The 20783-nt window shown below is 60.1% G+C and carries 16 protein-coding genes; 6 read left to right on the forward strand and 10 right to left on the reverse strand.

The genetic code is table 11. From position 1 onward, the window contains the following. Positions 1-214: 214 nt before the first annotated feature. Positions 215-1117 (reverse strand): dihydrodipicolinate synthase family protein, encoded by a 903-nt coding sequence (locus ABVK50_RS02725; protein WP_353642910.1) that lies wholly within the window; start codon positions 1115-1117, stop codon positions 215-217. Positions 1118-1169: 52 nt separating this feature from the next. After that, on the reverse strand, positions 1170-1829 hold the full coding sequence (locus ABVK50_RS02730; RefSeq protein ID WP_353642909.1) for a PLP-dependent transferase: 660 nt from the start codon (positions 1827-1829) through the stop codon (positions 1170-1172). Positions 1830-2338: 509 nt separating this feature from the next. On the opposite strand from ABVK50_RS02730, the gene ABVK50_RS02735 reads away from it, so the two are divergent. Next, positions 2339-2551: a hypothetical protein gene (locus ABVK50_RS02735; protein ID WP_353642908.1), complete on the forward strand. Its 213-nt coding sequence runs from the start codon at positions 2339-2341 to the stop codon at positions 2549-2551. A gap of 460 nt (positions 2552-3011) precedes the next feature. On the opposite strand, the gene ABVK50_RS02740 is transcribed toward ABVK50_RS02735, so the two are convergent. Continuing rightward, positions 3012-3599 (reverse strand): helix-turn-helix domain-containing protein, encoded by a 588-nt coding sequence (locus ABVK50_RS02740; RefSeq protein WP_353642907.1) that lies wholly within the window; start codon positions 3597-3599, stop codon positions 3012-3014. Positions 3600-3769: 170 nt separating this feature from the next. Here ABVK50_RS02740 and ABVK50_RS02745 point away from each other — a divergent pair, with 170 nt between their 5' ends. Next, complete coding sequence (locus ABVK50_RS02745) at positions 3770-4903, forward strand: PLP-dependent aspartate aminotransferase family protein (protein WP_353642906.1); 1134 nt, start codon at positions 3770-3772, stop codon at positions 4901-4903. 346 nt (positions 4904-5249) lie between these two features. Further along, positions 5250-6005 (forward strand): carbonic anhydrase, encoded by a 756-nt coding sequence (locus ABVK50_RS02750; protein WP_353642905.1) that lies wholly within the window; start codon positions 5250-5252, stop codon positions 6003-6005. A gap of 1668 nt (positions 6006-7673) precedes the next feature. Here ABVK50_RS02750 and ABVK50_RS02755 read toward each other — a convergent pair. From ABVK50_RS02755 to ABVK50_RS02780, 6 genes are all read right to left on the reverse strand, one after another. Continuing rightward, positions 7674-7883, reverse strand: a complete 210-nt coding sequence (locus ABVK50_RS02755; protein WP_353647036.1) for a diguanylate cyclase — start codon at positions 7881-7883, stop codon at positions 7674-7676. Next, the gene (locus ABVK50_RS02760; protein ID WP_353642903.1) at positions 7838-8098 is read right to left on the reverse strand and encodes a hypothetical protein; all 261 of its coding nucleotides are present in this window, start codon (positions 8096-8098) and stop codon (positions 7838-7840) included. Before ABVK50_RS02760 ends, ABVK50_RS02755 begins: the two co-directional genes overlap by 46 nt. 327 nt (positions 8099-8425) lie before the next feature. Then, positions 8426-8992 (reverse strand): sugar O-acetyltransferase, encoded by a 567-nt coding sequence (locus ABVK50_RS02765; RefSeq protein ID WP_353642902.1) that lies wholly within the window; start codon positions 8990-8992, stop codon positions 8426-8428. 761 nt (positions 8993-9753) lie between these two features. Further along, positions 9754-11454 carry a nif-specific transcriptional activator NifA gene (nifA, locus tag ABVK50_RS02770; protein WP_353646042.1) on the reverse strand — a complete coding sequence of 567 codons (1701 nt, stop codon included), beginning with the start codon at positions 11452-11454 and terminating at the stop codon, positions 9754-9756. 306 nt (positions 11455-11760) lie between these two features. Further along, the gene (locus tag ABVK50_RS02775) at positions 11761-12789 is read right to left on the reverse strand and encodes a LacI family DNA-binding transcriptional regulator (RefSeq protein ID WP_353642901.1); all 1029 of its coding nucleotides are present in this window, start codon (positions 12787-12789) and stop codon (positions 11761-11763) included. A 630-nt stretch (positions 12790-13419) separates the two neighbouring features. Further along, entirely contained in the window at positions 13420-14880 is a 1461-nt protein-coding gene (locus tag ABVK50_RS02780) for a dicarboxylate/amino acid:cation symporter (protein WP_353642900.1), read from the reverse strand. Between the two features lie 237 nt (positions 14881-15117). Here ABVK50_RS02780 and ABVK50_RS02785 point away from each other — a divergent pair, with 237 nt between their 5' ends. The 3 genes from ABVK50_RS02785 to ABVK50_RS02795 all read left to right on the forward strand — a co-directional run bounded on the left by ABVK50_RS02785 (position 15118) and on the right by ABVK50_RS02795 (position 19631). Further along, positions 15118-17010, forward strand: coding sequence for a sensor histidine kinase (locus tag ABVK50_RS02785; protein ID WP_353642899.1), 1893 nt, complete (start codon positions 15118-15120; stop codon positions 17008-17010). Then, positions 17007-18386 carry a sigma-54 dependent transcriptional regulator gene (locus ABVK50_RS02790; protein ID WP_353642898.1) on the forward strand — a complete coding sequence of 460 codons (1380 nt, stop codon included), beginning with the start codon at positions 17007-17009 and terminating at the stop codon, positions 18384-18386. Before ABVK50_RS02785 ends, ABVK50_RS02790 begins: the two co-directional genes overlap by 4 nt. 375 nt (positions 18387-18761) lie before the next feature. Continuing rightward, the gene (locus ABVK50_RS02795) at positions 18762-19631 is read left to right on the forward strand and encodes a TIM barrel protein (protein WP_353642897.1); all 870 of its coding nucleotides are present in this window, start codon (positions 18762-18764) and stop codon (positions 19629-19631) included. A gap of 37 nt (positions 19632-19668) precedes the next feature. Here the strand turns inward: ABVK50_RS02795 and ABVK50_RS02800 are convergent, their stop codons facing one another. Then, positions 19669-20583 carry a LysR family transcriptional regulator gene (locus tag ABVK50_RS02800; RefSeq protein WP_353642896.1) on the reverse strand — a complete coding sequence of 305 codons (915 nt, stop codon included), beginning with the start codon at positions 20581-20583 and terminating at the stop codon, positions 19669-19671. Positions 20584-20783 lie beyond the last annotated feature (200 nt).

Below are 20783 nucleotides of genomic sequence, written 5' to 3' on the forward strand. Positions count from 1 at the left end.
CCACCGCGGCGAGATGTAGGGGCCGCTCGGAACACAACGAGCACGTCATTTCGCTCCTGCCTTCTCGCTAGACGCGCTTGTTGCGTCCTAGGTAGCACCGCAACAAGGGATGTGATTTGCGTCGAGCTCGCTCTACTCACGCCCATCGGTCGGGTTGATCGGAGTCCCCGGGCACGCACCTGAATCTCCGCCTGCAGATGGCCGGTTGGGCGCTTCATCGGGCAGTGCCGGCCGGCAGTTGTTCCAGCACCTCGGCGATCTGCCGCTTGGCTGCGGCGGAGAGCCCAAGGATGGGCCGAGGAGGTTCCGGGCGGCAGATGTCGAGCAGTTCGGAAAGTGCATAGACGGTGCGCAGACTAGAGAACCGTCTGAAAAGACTCCAAAGCGGCGCCAGTTCGGCATCGAGGCGCCGTGCTTCCGCGGCATCGCGCTGCTGAGCGGCCCGGACGATCTTGAGGCAGATTGCGGGCAGGATGCCGCCGAGCACGCTGTACCATGTATCGGCGCCGGCGATCATGGCTTCGGTGGCGTTCCAGTCGCCGCTGTAGCCTATAGAGAAGCCTTTTGGCAGCGTTCTTCTCAGTCCGGCAAGATGGCCCCCGATATCCTCGGCCTTGTCGGTCGGGTTCTTGATCGCCGTAATTCCCGGCACCTCCGCAAGACGGCTGACAAGTGCCGACGAGAACCGGAAGTGCGTCGCTCCGGGATTGTCGTAGATGACAATCGGCAGTCCGCCTTCGCGCGCCACGGTCGAGAAATGTTCGAAGACCTCGTCGTCGGTGAGGGGAGTGTAGGAGATTGCCGCAAGCAGTCCCGCAGCAGCGCCGAGTGTCCTGGCGTCCTGCGCGAGCTTGACCGACTCGTCGGTGCGCAGCGCGCCGATGCCCACAACGATCGGCGCCCGTCCGCCGGTCTCTTCTAGGGCCGCGGCGAGAGCTCGCCGGCGTTCCTCGCGCGACAAATACATATAGGTGCCAGTGCTGCCAAGCAGGCCTATGGAATCGACATCGGCGGCGCAAAGCTTGGCAACCAGTGTGCGAAGGTCGTCGACGTCGACGCGGCCGTTCCGGTCGGACGGAGTGATCGGAAAAGCACAAAGCCCGCGCAGGAATGTCATGGCGTTGCTCCACGGCGTGCCGGTGGACGGGGAGTGGCTCGGAGCCGTGGCATCAGAGCGCCCTGAGATCGAACATCCTCTTCATTTCCAGTCCCAGTGACAGTCGGATGAGGTCCTCGGTCACGCCTTCGGGAAGATGCGCGTTCTTGCGTATCGCCTGGCGTGCGCGGTTCAGGCTCGCTGGATGGCAGATCAGGCTGTCGGCATCGCCGAGGCTTACTGTACGCGTTATCAGCTGCAATCGATCGATCATTGTCCTGGCCCCGTCGAATCCCACTACATCACCCGTCCCACGCTTTCTGCGCTCTCCGCGTTCCTGATCCTGCGCGGCCCTCAAGACGCGCAAGCCCGTTGGGAAGCTTGTACAGCGAATCTGCATCGCCAAGCAGCGCCCCGCCGTATCCCCATGTCCGGTTATGTACTTGGTCAGCGAGTGCAGGACAAGGTTGGCGCCGTCTTCCAGCGGGCGCTGCAGAGCCAGTAACGCAAAGTTGCTGTCGAACGCGACCTTCACGCCGCGAGCATGCGCCCGTTCGGCGATTGCCGCGATGTCGATAATTCGGCTGAGCGGGTTCACTGGGGTCTCGAAATACACCATGCGCGTCCGCTCCGTGAGGACTCGATCAAGGTTGTCGGAATTGGAGAGATCGACCGGGATGACCTTGGTGCCGAACCGCGGGAGCGCCTGTTGTGAACGACGAGTTCGCTGCATCGTTGGCCGCCACGCTCTCGAAGCCGTAGGTCGAGGTCAGGAAGACAGGTGGCTGGATCGCATTGGCGAAATCGGATGGATTGAATCCGTGAGGGGCGCGGGTGGCGAAACCGAGATCGGTTCCGGTCCGCGACTGATCTCTGGACAGGGCGTCAAAACTCCCGGAGGTGCTGCTCATCGCGGTCCTGTTCAGCTTGCAGAATGCGCGCACACTGCTCATGCGGAATCTCCAGTTTGCAAAAAAAGACATGGCCCAGTCTCAAGATCTCGCTTGTGCCGGTCCCCTACATGTCATGGGTGCGCGCCAGTCTATGAGGCGCTTCCGGACCAGGTCCTAGGCGGCGTCTATGAGGCCGGCGCGAAGTTACTATGAGCAACTCGCGGCGGAAGGCTCATCGAGGTTCGGCAAGGCATTCGTCCCCGGGTCGCACCACGGCTCCTGGATCGCCCTCCGACCAGCGCGCCGAAACGGGCCGGGTCCGTTCCGTCTTTCCGCCTACGGCGAGAGAGTGAACGCCAGCCCGCCCTGGCCGGATTACCTGCCCAACCCGGTGAAGATCGATTCCGGAATGGCGACCTGGCGCCATCCGTTCCCCGCGTTGAACCTGGAAGCGCGTCATGAACGCAGCATGGCGCATCGCCGCGGACGACTGGCCTATCATGATCCACGCGGGTCGCATCGCCTGTGCCAGGTGTTGCAGGGATATTCGCCCGGACCCTGAGCTGCGATGTCTCCAAGGCCCTTTCGCCGATGCTGCGCATCGGTTACCTCGTGTTCCGCCAATAGCAAGACCTCTTCGCAACGGCCAAGCAGCTTCTCGACAGGCATCTCCGGTTGCGGAGCAGGAGGCATTGGCCTCGCGCATCGAAACCGGCGGGTATGAAAGGCATGAGCGCCGCGTGCGCCGGCTGAATGGCGAGCGCCGAGAGACCCTACTGAACGCCTTCGAAACGCATTTGCAGGCAGCATCGTCACCGAAGCGCCGATGCCGGCTGCATGTCACCCGGCCGCTGGAGCAGCCCACGCGAATCCCCCAGGCGTCTAGTCCCGGACGCACCACCGCTATCTGAAGTCGCTTCCCGTCAGCCCTCGCGGGAGCCTAGTGCGATCGCAAGACCGCGTGGTCATGTCCAGCGGTTGCGCAAGAGCCGGCGGAGACGCTGTCGAACCAGACGGACGGTTCATGTATCCTCGACCCGTTCGAGTACGGCCATCGCAAACGAAACGGTCTTGTTGTTGGCAGCCGCATAGGAGTGTGGCTGGTCAGTGACCAGTCGCGCGGCTTCGCCGGCATGCAGGATGATGGTCTGGGTGCCGACGGTGACCTTGAGACTTCCGCGTCGGACGGATACAAGTTCGCGCGTGCCGCGGCTGTGAGCCTCCGACCGATGGACGTCGCCTGGTGCGATCGTCCAGGTCCACATCTCGAACATTCTCCGTCCCGAGCTTGATGCTTCCAGTTTGGCAGCGCTGCCCTGAGGGGTTCTCCAGAGTGTTGCAGGCTTGGTCCGTTCAATCGGATTGTCCGTGATCTCTTCCGAAGTCTCTCCCAGCAGATCGTTAACGGACAGCGAGAACGCGATGGCCAAGCGGCACAAGACGCCGATGCTCGGGTTGGCCTTGCCCTGCTCAATGGCCACGACGGTGCCCTTGGACAGACCTGCGCGCTTTGCGAGCGCGTCAAGACTCATGTTGCGCACCCGCCGCAGATGCTGAACCTTGGCCGAGAGCGCGGCTCCCAGCTCTCCCTCCGTTGCCTCGCCGGTCATTATATTGACTTTGCCTTTCGTATCTTATACGGTCACTATAATGACTGGCGCGGACGCTGCAACCAGCGTTCCATAACCGCAGGGACCACGAGGATGCTTCACAACTCATCGGACTGCTCCTGACGATCCTTCCATCCTCCTTCTCAACTCCAGCTAGGCAGGTGTGCTCCATGCAATTCGAAACCAAGGCGGTACATGCAGGTCGCGGCGTCGATTCCGCCACCGGCGCAGTCACGATCCCGTTCCATCCCAGTACGACGTTTGAGCGGAGCGCGGACGGCAATTATCCGTCGGGATATGAGTACATCCGGGACGCCAACCCCACACGTAATGCATTCGAGACAGCGATGGCCGCGCTGGAGGGTGGCCATGCCGCCGTCGCGTTCTCGTCCGGCATGGCCGCGATCACCGCTGTGTTCGAGGCGCATCCTAGCAAGGGCGACCGCATCGTCGTCCCGGAGGACATGTACTTCGGCATTCGCTCGCTGATCGAGGAAACCGATATCGGCCGCCGCTTCGATTTCGTCGCAATCGACATGCGAGACATGGAAGCCCTGCGCACCGCGGTCAACGCCGCGCCTACGGGCCTCGTTTGGATCGAGACCCCCTCGAACCCGCTCATCCGCATCGTGGATATCCGGGCGGCATCTGATATCGCACACGCGGCCGGTGCCTTTGCGGTGGTGGACAACACCTGGACGACGCCGGTACTTCAGCGCCCGTTCGAACTGGGGGCGGACGCCGTGGTGTATTCGGCGACAAAATATATCGGCGGCCATTCCGATCTCATGGCAGGTATCGTCGTCCTACCGGATGCTTCTTCGCTTGAACGCCCCTTGCGCATGATCCAGCGCCACAAGGGCAGTGTCGCCGCTCCCTTCGACTGCTGGCTTGCGCTTCGCGGGTTGCAGACCCTCCCGGTCCGCATGCGAGCGCATTGTGATGGTGCGCTGAAGGTGGCGGAAGCGCTGAGCAAACACCCGGCAGTCGAGAACGTTCTATTTCCCGGTCTGCGCGACGATCCCGGCCATGCATTGGCCCGACGGCAAATGTCCGGATATGGTGGCATGCTTTCCTTTATCGTCCGAGGCGGCGCGGAGGCAGCTATAGCGGTTGCCGGACGGCTCCAACTCGTGGTGCGGGCCACCAGTCTTGGTGGCACGCATTCGCTCATCGAACATCGGGCTTCTGTCGAAGGGCCAAAGTCGATGGCTCCGGCGGGGCTGCTGCGGATCTCGGTCGGGCTGGAGCATCCGCAGGACATCATTAACGACCTCTGCCAAGCCTTGGCCTTGGCCGAGTGATGCGAGACGCGGCGCAAACTATCAAGTGGACGACAGGCAAGCGGTGGAGCAACTGATCCGGCAGTGGTTCGTGAGCTGCCAGGCCTTCAGCCGACCGGCAAAAGTGCCCGAGCGCGGCGAGATGATTCATGGCGCGGATTCACGCCGATCGTCCCGTCGAAGTAATCGGCCGGGTACCGACGCAATTCTGAATGATGCGTCAATAAGCCAGATTTCCGGCCCGACTGACACCGGCCATGTTCCCGCTCGGGTTCCTTCCCGCTCCTCAGGCGGGCTACACGCGGGGCGACCCATTCAACTGATCCTCTGCGGACGCAGAAGCTTGTAAAAGGAATGAAAGAACGACATGGAACGCCGCAATTTGGTCAAGGGATTTATAGCATTGGGCGCATGCGCGATCTGCGCGCGGGCAGCTTTTGCCGACGAGGGCGTCCATTGGGCATATGAAGGTAAAGACGGTCCGGAGCACTGGGGCGCGCTCGATCGCGCGAATGCCGCGTGCTCGGCCGGCGCGCAGCAGTCGCCACTGAACTTGACGGGCGCCATCAAGGCGGATATCCCGCAAATCGGCATCGACTGGACGGCAGGCCATGGCACGGTCGTCAACAACGGCCACACAATCCAGATCAACGTGCCGGGAGGCAGCACGCTCACGCGAGGCGGCAAGACCTACGATTTGCTGCAATTTCATTTCCACGCGCCGAGCGAACATCTGGTGGAAGGCGAGACCTTCCCGATGGAGGTGCATTTCGTCCACAAGAATCGCGAAAGCGGTGCGTTCGGCGTGCTTGGCATCTTCCTGACACCGGGTGCCAAGAACGAGACTTTTGCAAGCCTGGCTGCGGTTTTTCCGGCCGAGTCGGGCGGCAAAGCCTTGGTCAAAAATGTCGATCCCAACAGCCTGCTGCCAGCCTCGCTGGGCTATTGGAGCTACGAGGGTTCGCTGACTACGCCGCCATGCTCGGAGATCGTCGACTGGATGGTGGCGCGTGAGCCGCTGCAGGTCGATGCATCCGACATCGACAAATTCACCGCCCTTTACCCAATGAATGCGCGGCCAGTGCTGGCGCCGAACCGCCGTTTCATACTGACCACGAGCTGACACACGGGTCTGCAGCGTTAAGCTGAGGGTCTTGGTGGACGATCAGGACACCAAGTACGGTTCGCGATGCAGCAGCAGCTGTTTCCACGGCATCGCGATCCGTATACATGTCACAGCTTGCCGCATTTTTTATTTGATGTCGCAGAGCAAAGGGCACTGTTTCACACCTCTGATGCGAACGTGATGACTAGTTGGGCGCAGGCTGCCAGCCGGCGCGTGGTCTGGTTTGTTCAACGGGTTGACGGGCCCTGAGATGCAGAAGGCGCCGGGCCTTGTGATCGGTCCGGATGTTTACGACTTGGACAGAGAGATAACGATGGCAATGGATACGAATAGGCAAGGCGCAAACGGCCGGCGCGACCAGTAGTCCTAATGCCGCTCGCGCCGGCCGGTGCGGATTTCCTGCCGGTCAGCCGCAAGGCCCAATAAATATCAAAACTCTCCAGTCGAAAAGCCCGTGGCACTCGCTCGGCTCGAACTTTCTTCAGCCAAGCGCTCTCCTCTTCCCGAGCGCCGACGGTTGACCCCTCGGCGCCGGCATGTGCCCACCGAACTTATGAAGTTGCGAGCAAATTCATGCGGCGCTCTATGGCGATCAGCTTGGTGCCAAGCTTTAACGCCGATACAGTCCCGAACGTGTGAGATACGCCTGACAGTCGGCTTCGGCAACCCCGGGCCGCGATCGACGGCAAGCGCCTCCCGCGCTTCATCGCGCGGGCAAAGCCTTCGAACAGCCGGTTCGCGGTGCCGCCGACGCTTGTGTCAATCGAAAAGTCGTATTCGTCATCGCCCGCGATTGATTGCACCCGCCGCTGGCTATTATCTGATGCGCGCTTCGCCCTGCGGACAGCAGACAGCGAAGCCTCCAAGCCCGCGAAAATCTCGCGACGGCGGCTCGATTCCGAGACCGGCCGCCACTTATGGGAGGTGATCCGTGCAGGTGTCTGACGTGGATCCGCCATCTGTCACCTACCGCATCCTTGCCATCGTCCTCTTTCAGCCGGCTGCGCCTTCCGGCCGCCGGATCCATTTTGACGATCCCGCTGGAGAATAGTTTCTCTTGAACATTGTAACGGTCTGCGCGTCTTCACCGTGTTTCAGCCTTTTGCCATGGCGTCCTGCCGTTTGCTGCCGCGCACGCGGCGAATGCCGACACTGCCGTGCAATGGCCTTAAATCGCTTCGCTTCACCTCACGGGAGGAAAGAAGCCGTCAAGTTGATCCTGTGGGGCAAACGTCACAGCGATAAGACAGAACGCAAAGTCTGGATAAATGCGTCCTGCCAACCAGCGAGCTCGTGGATGCCGCGCTCTCACACAAGCGACAGCTGTCTTTCAGCAAGGGCGGTCGCCAGCCCGACTTCGATTGTCTGCGCCGGCTCGCAACCATCGCCATTTGAGGTGCGAACAATTTGCCAGTCGTGCCACGGGATTTGGCCTTGTAAAGTGCCAGGTCGGCAGCCCTGAGAATCTGGGTGGGCTCGTCTGCATGCAATGGAGCGAGCGCGGTCCCGATTGTAACCTGGAGGCAATCTGATGGGTTTCCAGGCCGTAGGTGGTCGAGACCACCTGCCTTGTCCCGTTCGCGAAATCGATAGGTTCCGCCTCAGATGAAACCCTGTTTTGCATGACGACGAATTCGTCTCCGCCGAAGCGCGCGACAAAATCCTCTATTCCAACGCGGAGCCCAGCCTCTCGGCGATGGCTTTCAACACCGCGTCGTTGACCTGCTTGAACCTGTCCACATCGGCAAAGTGGACGGCAAATCCCTCGGCCTGCTGGCGCAACCGCTGCTCCAGCGCATCTGACAATGCAAGCGAGTTTGGTAGCTTAGTCAGGTGATCCGTGAAAGCCCTGTTGCTTGATGACGCTGTTGGCAAGGCGCAGCCGGTATGAAGTCGTGTAAGAGGAATACAGAAAAAATCGGCGCCAATATCGAGGTGATAAACAGTGCGGCAAACATCTGGTACCAAATGTTGGGAAAGTGCACCCCGATCGTAGCCCAAAGTCCGGCTGCCATCGCCACCGCCAGCAGCATCACGACGACAGACTGGACGACGGTCAGGCTGGCAGGTTCGGCATCCTCAGCGTTCATTCTGTGGGGCCGTTGTAAGAAGGCGCCCATCCCGCCGCGCCCATGAGAGACAGCGAGGGGGGTGGAACCGCAAACGACTGAAGGTAGCGCCCGACCGAGGCCATTGGTGGGGCAGGGGACATCAAAGTTCCTCGCACATCGAGCGACGGCCGAACCCTCAAGAACTCCGCGGCGGACGCGACCTCGTCAGGCCGGCCGAAACGAGCCGATGTCCTTGATCGTAGGATTCTTCGCGGCACGTGCAAACGGCAAATTGCTTCACAACCATTTCGGCATAGTTCGGCAGGCGGCACAAGCCGCCAAACTCAACGACGGTGGACCGCTCGCTTATGTCTCCAAGGTCGTCATGGCCGCTCGAGCCGGACTTCCCAAGACCTTTACCCCTGCGGGGACATCTCGCGTGACCACGCTGCCAGCGCCCACGATCGCATCATCGCCAATCGTGACGCCAGGGAGAATGATCGCTCCACCGCCGATCCAGACACGGCTGCCAATGCGGACAGGACGCCCGAACTGCAGCGCAGCCTGCCGCTGCTCGGGATCATCTGGATGAACGGCCGTGTAAATCTGCACGGAAGGCCCGATTGCCGTTCCATGGCCAATTACCACCTCTGCCACGTCAAGGATGACGCAGTTGAAGTTGACGTAGACGCTGGCTCCGATGCGGATGTTGAAGCCGTAGTCGCAGTAAAAGGGCGGACGGATAACCGCTCCCGGCCCAACCTCTGCTAGCCGTTCGGACAGGAGTGCATGCCACCGCTCGGCGGTTTGGCCCAATGTGTCGTTGTACCGCTTCAGCCAAGCCCCGGTGGCCAGAAGGTCAGCTTGGATCTCCGGATCCGCCGCATTATACGGCTCGCCTGCGAGCATCTTCTGTTTTTGACTGCGCTTCATGGTTCCTCGTCAGATCGTGTCCCGTGGGTAAGTGTAGGAATGCATAGTGGAGTGTGTCTTAGTATGCCGCGCCCCGGCTCAAGAACTGGGGAGGGTCGCGACCAGCTCCTGTTAAGCCTTCAAGCGCTCAAACGTCGCACATGAACCGGACCCAGGCGCCAGCGGATCTGCCCATCAGTCGGCAGTGTCCACGTCGAGATTGATTCCTTGCCGCGTTCGGTTTGCGTTTGATGATACTGTGGTAAGTAACCGGTGTATATGGGTTTCAGCGCCTGGGCGACGATCGCCCTACCCGTGTTCCCTCCGCCCATTTTCCATCCGGCCTATGCGCAGGGTCGTCCCGCAGACTGCACCGGGAACGTCGCGGAACGCTGCGACGATCTTGATCTCCAATGTCGGACAAGTAATGGTCAGCAAACTCGGCCATGATTTCGGGACGTCGTTCCGGTTGTCGGGAAGGGCCTAACGTTAATTTAGTGCCTCGCCCCTGGGAAAGAGACGAAAACAGTTTTTAGTTTTACGTCGGACCATTTTTTTCCGTTGCAGGGTACCCGGCATGAGCTGATGTCCAGAGCGACATGGCCTATCAACCGGTGATGACGGCGCTTCCGTCACACCTTTGTAGGGCGCCGAATGCCGTAAGCTTGGGCGGGCTGTCCTCGATCAGGATCGAATTGGCGACGATGGGGCTGGGGGCCAAAGGCCTACTAAACCGCCAACACTTGGCTAAATTAGTCCAGCCATTCGCCCTCAGTTGATATTCAGAGACGCTTGATCTCGATGCCGTATTTCCTCAGCATGTAGCCAATTTGGCGCGGCGTCAGTCCAAGCAGGCGAGCCGCCTTTGCCTGCACCCAGCCACAGCTTTCCATGGCCGCGATGACACGCTCGGGATCGGTCACCTTCGCACCAGTGAAAGGGGTTGCGCCGGCAGGAGCTAGAGGTGTCTGATAGCCCACGACAGGCGGGGCCGCAACGGCGGGCGAAGTAGCGGCCTGACCCGGCGGCGTGGACGTCTTCACTGGCCCCGGTACGGTCGGCCCAGGTTGCAGCACCATGTTGTCCGATCCGCTCCTCCACAGCCGCGCGGAAAGGCACTGGCCGTGAAAGCAGGCAAAGTCGTTACGGGTGATTGATGATCCCTGCGCCAAAACCGCCGTCCGGTTGACGCAGCTTTGGAGCTCGCGGATATTGCCGGGAAATTCGCAATTCATCAGACACTCAAGCGCATCCGCCTCGAAAACCAACGTACGGCCGTTCTCGTTGTTGAATTTCCTGAGGAAGTCAGCGGCGAGGAGCGGAATGTCGCCGCGCCTTTCACGTAACGGCGGCACCAGCAAGGGAATCACGCTGAGTCGATAATAGAGGTCGGAGCGGAATTCCTTTCGTTCAACCGCCTCTTCCAGGTTCTTGTTCGTGGCGGCAATCACGCGAACATTGACCTTGATGGTCTGGTTGCTGCCGACGCGCTCAAACTCCCCCTCCTGCAGCACACGCAGGAGTTTTGCCTGGAACGAGGCGGAGATCTCACCGATCTCGTCCAGAAACAACGTCCCCTTGTCGGCGACTTCAAAACGCCCCTTGCGTGAATTGATCGCACTGGTAAAGGCACCCTTCTCATGACCGAACAATTCGGATTCCAGGACTGTCTCGGGGAGAGCCGCGCAATTTAGCCTGATAAACGGCCGGTTAGCGCGTGGCGACAGGTCGTGAATGGCCTCGGCGATCCGCTCCTTCCCGGTACCGGATTCGCCCCGCAACAGAACCGGGAGGCTGCACTTGGCAACGACCGGGAGTTCCTCGAGCAGCGTGTTCAGCGCCGGGCTGTCGCCAACGATCCCCTTCACGTGAACCTTCTTACGCACCCGCGCGGGGGGCTCGGAGAATTGCTGTTGCAGCTGGTCCTTATCCGGCACCGCTCGCTCGCGATCGCAGGCAACCAGGCGATGCAGCTTCACTGTCTGCCCCACAATGTTCGCCACTATGGTAAGCAGCTGGACGTCAAAGTCGAGCGGGAACGTTGACCTGTCGTCAAGGATGCGATCGATGGCCAGCGTGCCCACCACATTCGCATCGACGCGAATGGGAACGCCGATGAAAGACACCCGTCTACCGTCGGAAGCCCCGAGCACGCCTATGTTGGTGGCACTGAAAGCGGGATGCACCGCTATATTCTCGGCGACGAGCGGCTTGCCCGTCGTCACAATCTCGTCGACTACCCTCTGCGCCAAGCCCCGCAGGTAGCGCTCATCGCAGCCTTCGTTCCGGCCTGCGCCTTCGGCACTGTCAAGTATGCTATCACTGTCGGGCAGAAAGATGATCCCGTGCCGCATCTGCACAAACGATCCTAGGAGATCGACCACTTTGGCCAACGTGACATCGAGCCGGGACGGAGCTGGATCGGTGAGAACTTTCGATATTTCGGAGATGACGGCAAGCGCGCTTTCGAGCGACAGCTCCATAGGGGCTGCGTCATTTGTCTCGGACTTTGCTACGTGCAGCACGACGGCGTCTCCCGGACACTTTGGTCGGATTCGCTGGTATTGTCTTGCATGTCATCCTCGCTCTCAAACCACGGAACCGATGCTCGCGGCATTTGCACCTGCGGCGCCGTCGGGCGGGTAGATTGTCTCGACCAGGCATTGGCACCGAAGTAGCGATTGACAGGCACCAGCACGAGCGTCTTCGCTCCGAGGGAGGACGTCAACCGCACTATCTTTCATTTGCGAAAGAAAACTCGGCGCTTATGATAGAGCCTTTCATTGCTCTCAAATATTTTCCGGCAGATAGATGTCGAACGGCAGAAATGTCTGCCCCGGCGGCTCCGCGGCCCCGGTCTTAATGGCCCGGGGCATCAGCGTCATTAGCTCCTGGCAAAGCCGGGGCAATGGCGTAGCGACCGCCATAGTTATGATGTCATCTGCGAGCGCCGCCCGCGACTCCGGCGTGATTTCATTCACGATCGCGACGAGACCCCGACCTTTGCCCTCCTCGCGGAGCGCCGAGATGGCGCCCTCCATACCCCCGCCAGCCACATAGAAGCCGACGAGATCCGGTTGCCGCTGCATGAGACTCAGCGTGGTTTCGTAAGTGATCTGCCGCAGCTCAAGGTTCACGACCGTATCGAGCACCTCGAAACCCGGCGCGTTCTCACGGAAATAGGAACGAAAACCGTTGTCGCGTAGCTCTTGCCCCTGGAACCGATGGCTGCCGACGAAGACTGCCACCTTGCCGGGCCGTGCGATTTTGGACAACATCCAAGCGGCTGTCCGTCCGACCTTGCGATTGTTGAGGCCGATATAACCCTCGCGCACGCCGGCGGCGAAGTCGGAAAGCAGCGAGAAAACCGGAATGCCTTTCGCCTTGAGCTCCTCGACCGCTGTCGTGATTTTCGGGTGGTCCGGCGCGACCATGGCGATTGCGTGGCAGCGTCCGCCAAGGTCCATGAGGAGATCGATCACATCTCCCGGCGCATTCGAGGGTGCAAATTCGATGCGTGGAATGCCGTGGAAAGACTGGGCCAAACTGACCGCCGCTTCGACCTCGCGCGCGAAATCTTGGTAGAAATGCTGTGCGGGTTTTCTCAAGATGAAGCCCAGCCGATATTGCGGCAGGTCACGCTGCAAGCGCTGCTTAATGAGGCCGGCAGCATGATACCCAATATCGTGGGCGGCCTTGAATACGCGTCGCGCAGTCTCCTCCCGCACCGGATGTCGGGCGTTCAAAACCCGATCGACAGTAGCCACGCTGACTCCGGCTTCTCGGGCAAGATCGGCAATTGTAGGACGCCTGGCCATGGTCCAATTCTGATAACGGTCACGAGGGAATGCAGAATTCTGCTCTGTCTGATGCGCCTGCGGGCTTGTTTCTCCCGCGATCCGGCGGAGAGGCGTATGAAGTGCTCGCCGGCTACTCCATCATCGCGAGGCTGATTGCCTGTCATTCAGCCAATCACCCCCGAGGAGGAAGCTCGCTAAGAAACCGATCGACAGCGCAATCAGCGCGGCGTCAAAGACAGTTCTCAAGTCCACCAGGCGGCAAGCGGTCGAGCAGCGCCCTTTACTCACGATATTTCATCGCAGGTTTCATTCTGCGCGATGCTCCTTCGCCGAGCCAGAATAAGCCTTGGCGATTCGGCAAGCTGACCCGGCCGGCAGAAGAACAGCTTCGCGTCGAGCGTCCGCGCCGATGTTGCCGAAGAAGCCGTCCTGTTTGCGGGGATGATCCGATCTGCGGCATTTCTGCTGCTCCTATCGATGCTGGGTGGAGGAAGCTTGTGTAGAAGGCTGCCTGCCTCCTGTTTGGGCGGGTGGCTGGGGTGGACAGTCGAGCCGGTGCTGCTGCCGGCGCTTACTCGTTGATAGACAACGCATTCGACGGACAGCACTCGGGCGCAACAGGCGGGTCGGTGTGCGTTTCATTTTTGTTTAGAGCGCCCTTACTTTTGCACCCCCCGAATTTAGCGCTTCTGATTTCATCGGCCCGCGAATCTCTCTTTCGAGCCCTGCGGGTTGAATGTGTCGTGTTTGTGAGCAGACCGGCGATTTTGACTCGGCGCGGCCCGCGATCAGTGGTTGGCCGGTCAATGTCTCGGCAAGCTGATGACCGCCGAAGGCGGCTTCCAACTGCGCTTGGTCCAATTCGCCTTCCCAGCGGGCTACGACGAGCGATGCCACCGCATTACCGATGAAATTCGTCAGCGCCCGGCATTCCGACATGAAGCGGTCGATGCCAAGGATCAGAGCCATGCCAGCAACCGGAACAGTCGGAACTACGGAGAGCGTAGCGGCCAGCGTGATGAAGCCGGCACCGGTGACGCCTGCTGCACCCTTCGAGGAAAGCATCGCGACAAGCAGCAAGAGGACCTGATCGCTAATTGATAGATCGGTATTCGTCGCCTGCGCGATGAAGAGGGCCGCGAGCGTCATATAGATATTGGTGCCGTCCAGATTGAAGGAGTATCCGGTCGGGATGACGAGACCCACGACCGAGCGCTTAGCGCCGGCCTTCTCCATTTTTTCCATCAGAGAGGGCAGCGCCGCCTCCGACGACGACGTTCCGAGGACCAGCAGCAGCTCTTCCTTTATGTAGCGAAGGAGAGAAAAGATCGAGAAGCCGTTGTAACGACATACCGCGCCGAGAACTCCGAACACGAAGAGGAAGGCTGTGAGATAGAACGTCCCGACCAGCATGGCGAGGTTGACCACCGAGCCGATGCCGTATTTGCCAATCGTGAAAGCCATTGCGCCGAAAGCGCCGACCGGCGCGGCCTTCATCAGGATGCTGACGAGCTTGAAAATGGGGGCGGTAAGCGCCTGTAGAAAGCTTGTGACCGGCTTGCCCTTCTCCCTGACCATCGCCAAGGCGATGCCGAACAGAACCGAGAAGAACAGGACCTGCAGAATGTCGCCTTCCGCGAAGGCGCCGACGATCGTAGATGGGATGACGCTCATCAGGAAGCCCGTCAGCGACTGCTCGTGGGCGTTGGCGGCATAGGTATTCACCGCCTGGATGTCGAGCGAGGCCGGATCGATGTTGAGGCCGGCGCCGGGCTGGACAATATTGGCGACAATGAGGCCCACGATAAGCGCGAGGGTCGAGAAGGTGACGAAATAGACCATTGCCTTGCCGGCAACCCGGCCGACCTTCTGGAGATCGTTCATGCCGGCAATGCCGGTCGCCACCGTCAGAAAAATAACAGGCGCGATGATCATCTTGACAAGCTGGATGAAGGCATCGCCGAGCGGCTTCAGGCTCTCGCCGATCTCGGGATAGAAATGGCCGAGCGCAATGCCGAGCAGTATTGCGGCAAGTACCTGCACGTAAAGCTGAGCATAAAGGGGTTTGCGGGGCGCAACGCTTGCGCTGTGGGCTTGTGGTGTCAACATGTATTTCTCTCCCTGACCGGATTGGGGGCGGGCTCTTCCTCGCTTTCCCGTTGCTTCTCCCGTCGCTGCGCTCCGGTCGGACGCTGCTGCGATGTTGATCGCAAGAGCCGTGCCAAACCAAAACCGAGGGTTATCGCCCCCGCCTCGGCCTTTTTTTGAAACGTGCGCAGCAAGATTGTGTGGTTTTCCGCACTAATCGCCTTTCTTTTTGGCGGAACCCCGCACTATGGTTCCTCAATGGTCGGTCAGAAGAATGCGATTGCAGAAGACAAGATTGGCAAAGGCACCTTCCAGCGCGTGCCATTGGTCTTCTCTGGCAGATCGGCGGTCAGTAGATCTCTCTGGCTTGTGGTTTTGCTTGCGCTGCTTGGTGCAGCTCTCGGTTTTGTCGTCCTTGCAACGGGCCGCATCGCCACCACCAGAGCCGAAGATGTCTTACGCGACCGTGCTCTTGCCGCGCTTCCCCTTGCAGCCGACAGTTTGAAAGGGGACGTCGAGAAGCAGAGAGTGATTCCGCTGGTCCTGGTACGCGACGGTGCAGTTCAGGAGATGCTTCGCAGTCCGAGCACTGCCATCAAAGCCGCGCTCGAAGACAAGCTTCGCGCCATTGGGCGCGACGCCGGCTCCTCTATGATCTACGTCATCAATCCTGAGGGCACAGCGGTTGCCGCGAGCAACGCCGGCGAACCGACCAGTTTTGTCGGAACCAATTACCGCTTTCGTCACTACTTCACTGAGGCGATGAAGAATGGTACGGCTATGCAATATGCGCTCGGCACGGTTAGCGCGCGGCCGGGGCTTTATCTGTCGAGCCGGGTCGATGGGCCGGAGGGGCCGCTCGGTGTGGTCGTGGTGAAGGTAGAGCTCAACCGGGTCGAGTCGAGCTGGCTGCGGACCCGCTTCTTAGTCTTCACGACCGATGAGCGCGACGTTGTCCTTGCCACGAGCGTGCCCAAATGGCGTTTTGCCGCTCTCTCACCGCTTTCCGAAGAAGAAATGGTAACCGCCCGCGATCGTCTACAGCTATCTGGCGCGCCTTTCGAGCCGGTGCCGCTTTCCCGCCCCGGCGGTAACCTGGTCACCGCAAGTCCTGCGAGTCGATCAGCCAGTTTCGTTGCGGTTTCGCAGGAAGTCGGCGAAGCGCTTCCGGGCTGGCGCCTGTACTTGCTCATTCCCGCTGACACCGAGATCTCCTCGGCGGCGATGACAGCACGCGTGACGACGCTGCTTGCCCTCGTTCTCATTGGATTCGTCGCTTTCGTCATTGTTCGACGGCGGCGGTCGATACGGCAGCGGCAAGATGCGCTTGTGTTCATGAATGCGGAACTGGAGCATCGCGTCAAGTTGCGAACTGCGGAGCTGCAGCGCTCGAACGAAGCGCTCGCCGGTGAGATCGGCGAGCGCGAGAACGCGGAGGCAAGAGTGCGCCGCCTGCGCGATGAACTCGCCCAGGCGAACCGCTTGTCAATACTGGGACAGATTGCGGCCGGGGTCGCCCACGAGATCAACCAGCCTGTGGCCGCGATCCGCACCTATGCCGAAAATGCCGCACAATTCCTTCAGAGCGGCCGGTCGCACGACACCGCCGAGAACCTGAAGTCGATCGTCGCCATGACAGACAGGATCGGGACGATCACCGAAACGCAAAGGTCCTTCTCCCGCCGCGCCAGCGGATCTGTGGAACCAATACCAGCGGAAGACGCGATCGATGGCGCCCTGTCGCTTCTTTCAGGCCGAATTCGCGATTCCGGGGTAACGATCGAACGAATGCGGATCGACCCATCTCCCATGGTTATGGCGAGCCGCATACGACTGGAACAGGTCCTCGTCAACCTTCTCCAGAACGCGCTTGACGCCCTGAAGGATCAACCAGAGCCCCGGGTCGAGATCGCGCTCGCCGAGAACAGGAAAATGGTCGCGATTTCCATTCGGGACAACGGCCCCGGCCTTGCCCCCGACATTCGCAGGAGCCTCTTCATGCCGTTCATCACCAACAAGGAAAAGGGCCTCGGTCTTGGTCTGGTCATTTCGGAAGAGATCGCATGTGAGCTCGGCGGCTCATTGCGGCTCGACAATGCGGGCCACGGGAAAGGGGCTTCCTTCACCGTCGAGCTGAGGCGCGCGGCATGAGCGCTGAAAAAGGGCCGGTCATTTTTGTTGACGATGACGAGGATCTGCTGCGAGCCGCCACGCAGATGCTGAAGCTTGCCTCCTTCTCCCCGAGCATTTGCGGTTCGGCCGAGGCCGCGCTCGCCAGAATCGACGAGAACTTCGATGGCCCCGTTGTGAGCGACATCCGCATGCCCGGGATGAACGGCCTTCAGCTCTTCGAGCGAGTAAAGGCGATTGACCCGGACATTCCGGTCGTCCTGATCACCGGGCATGGCGACGTCGAGCTGGCCGTTGCCGCCATCAAGGACGGCGCCTACGATTTTATCTTGAAGCCCTATGCGAGCGACCGCCTTTTAGCGACGCTGCATCGCGCTTCGGAAAAACGGCGCCTGGTCCTGGAAAACAGACGACTTAGGGATGCCGTCGTCCGATCCGCGGGCGATATGCCGCTCATCGGGGAGGGGCCGACTATGAGCCGGCTGCGCGAAACGCTCCGCCAGATCGCCGATACCAATGTGGACGTCCTCGTGGAAGGCGAGACGGGCACGGGCAAGGAGGTGGTTGCGGATCTGCTTCACCGCTGGAGCAGTCGACGTACGAATCCCTTCGTCGCGCTGAATTGTGGAGCGCTGCCGGAAAGCGTCATCGAAAGCGAACTATTCGGGCACGAGGCGGGCGCCTTTACAGGCGCCCAAAGGCGCAGGATCGGCCGCATCGAGCATTCGAATGGCGGGACTCTCTTTCTCGACGAAATCGAGTCGATGCCGCCTGCACTCCAGGCGAAGCTCCTGAGGGTGCTTGAGACCCGGCAGATCACGCCGCTCGGCACCAATGAAACCCGCAGCATCGATCTTCGTGTAGTCTCGGCTACGAAGGCCGATCTCGGTGATCCGGCCGCCCGCGGAGATTTTCGGGAAGACCTCTATTACCGGCTGAATGTCGTGACGCTCCGTATCCCGCCGCTTCGCGAACGGCGCGAAGATATCCCGATCCTATTTGGGCATTTCTTGGAACGCGCATCCAAACGCTTCGGCAGACCAGTCCCGGATATGAGCGCTGCCGTGCGCGGTCACCTAACGAGCCACCACTGGCCGGGCAATGTCCGTGAACTCGTGCATTTCGCCGATCGGATTGCATTGGGACTTGGAGAGGTGGGCGCGCTCGATGTACCCGATCGAGAGGAAGAAGCGGTGTCAAACCTCCCCTTGTCCGAAAAGGTCAGCCTTTATGAAGCGAGCGTCATCCGCGACGCGTTGCAGGAATGTGGCGGCGACGTGAAGCGGACGATCGAAATTCTGGGAGTTCCTCGCAAGACCTTCTACGATAAGCTGAACCGCCACAGGATAGACTCGGCCGATTATCGAAAGAATCGCGAGTCTTCGAAGCCTTGTTGACCTCGCAGATCCCGGAAAGACTGCGGTGACATGGGGCTGGTGGGCCCCATGAAGCGCGCCCATCTCGGCGCGCCTTGTGGAGGGCAACGGTCAGGATTTCGTCGCGACGTGAATGAAATCACGCCGGATTCGACATCAGCACTCTAGACGACGACGTCATGATGGCGCTCGCCATACCACTTCTCCGGCTTTGCCAGGAGCTGATGCCGCTGATGGCCTGGACTTTCGAGATCGCACACCGGGAGGCCCGGGGCAGACATTTCTGCCGTTCGAGATCTATGCCGGAAAAATACGAAACTGATGAAAGTCTATCATGAGCGCCAAGTTTCCTTTCGCAAATGAAAGAAAGTTCGATTGACTTTCCTCCCTCATTCCATGGCAGAAGCCGTCGGCTGCGAACGGGCCCCGCTTCATGGAAGGAAAACTATGCGCCAGGCATCGCCACGCATTGCACTCGAACACATGCTGGCTCCCCGACTTGACGTCAGAGAGTTTTTCGCGCTTGCCCGCGACCATGGCATGACAGAAGTCGACATCCGCAACGATTTTCGCAGCAATGCGGTTGAATGCGCGGTGCCGGCGGCGGATGTCCGGTCTGCCGCCGCCGAAGCGGGCGTCACGATTATCTCCGTCAACGCTTTGCACCGCTTCAATGAGTGGACTGCCGCACGCGAAGCCGAGGCGAGCAAGCTCGGCGATTATGCGGCGGCCTGCGGAGGCAAGGCGCTCGTGCTGGTGCCGGTCAATGACGGTTCGTGGTCCGCCAATGACGAGCGCCAGGGCAATCTCCGCGTCGCTTTGAAGGCGCTCAAGCCGATCCTCCAGTCGCGCGGTCTGATTGGTCTTATCGAGCCGCTGGGGTTCCACACCTGCTCGCTGCGATCGAAGAAGGAAGCGGCTAACGCCATTGCCGCGGTTGATGGTCAGTGCGCCTTCCGCCTCGTGCACGACACCTTCCACCACACGCTCGCCGGGGAGGGGTTCTTCTCCTGCGAGTTGACCGGTCTCGTGCACATTTCAGGCGTCAACGATCCGACATTCTGGATTCACCCGGATCGCGTCCTGGGAGGTTCTGACAATGGCAGCCAAATCCGGGCGCTGCTTGATGGCGGCTATGAGGGACCCTTCTCGTTCGAGTTAATCGGGGAAACTCACACGTTGGACGACCTCGCAGGCGCATTTTCCGCCAGCATTGGTCTCATCGAACACCGGCTATTGACGCGAGAACCCGGTAGAGGGCAGTGATGAGTAAGTCTAGGAGCGCTTGGAATCTTCCGTGGTTTCACACGGCAGTCATGCCGGACGCCTCGTGCAACATTACTTCCCGCATCCAGATGCTTGCCGGATCATTGTTGTGAAGGGTCGGCCATTGGACTGCCTCGGTGAATGCGGGAAGTGGCAGCGGAAGTTCGATGATCTGCAGGGGAAACGTATGTTCGAAGTGCTTGACCAGCCGGAAGGGCATGGTCGCTATACGATCTGTGCCTGATACCAAAGGCGGGATCATGCTGAAGGCCTGGACGACGACCTCGACACGTCTCTTAAGGCCATGCTCAAGCAAAAACCATTCCTCGATGCAGGGCTTCAGCAAACGCCCGAACTTGGCCACGACGTGCCTCATCGACATGTATCTTTCGAATGTAAGCTGCCGCGGCATCTGCGTGTTCTTCGGGCAGCCCACGCACACGAGCCTCTCGTCGAACAGCGTCAATCTTGGATGCGCGCCCGACAAGAACAATTCCGGAAGAATTAGAAAATCGACGTCACCGCGCCGGAGCAGCTCATCGGGGTTGTCGCCGAGAGGCAGCATTTCGAAGCTGACGGCGGGTGCTTCGCGTGCAACGCGCTCCACGACCTTTTCAAAAAAAACCAGTGTGACGAAATCGGAAAGAATAATCCTAAAGCGGCGATCGGATTGAGCCGGGTCAAACGGATCGCTAGAAATAATCGAGCACTGGATGTGCAGGAGCGCGTCGCGAACTGCCGGGGCGAGTGCTTGTGCGCGCGGTGTTAGAATACGCTCGCGGCCGCTCATGGCAAATAGTTCATCGCGGAAAAAATCGCGCAGCCGGGTGACCGCCGCACTCATGGCCGGCTGACTCAGGTTTATGCGGCGCGCCGCCTCTGTGAGGTTGCGCTCGGTCAGCAGTGCGTCGAGCACAACCAGAAGATTTAGATCAAGCCCTTTGAACCGCATGTCAGCTATCCAAAGCGTGGATGCCTTTCATCGAAACACACGATCTCTATCCTTCTTTCCGGAATCTTGCATGGACAAAAACACCTGACGCACCCCGATCACCCACTGCCTCTGTCGCGTGACGAGTGCGTTTAAAATAAGCCGAAATGAGAAATTTTCCTGACCTGCGATGGACGTTGTGCTGGGAAAATGAGTTGTAA

The organism is Mesorhizobium sp. WSM2240 (assembly GCF_040438645.1).
GTDB lineage: Bacteria > Pseudomonadota > Alphaproteobacteria > Rhizobiales > Rhizobiaceae > Allomesorhizobium.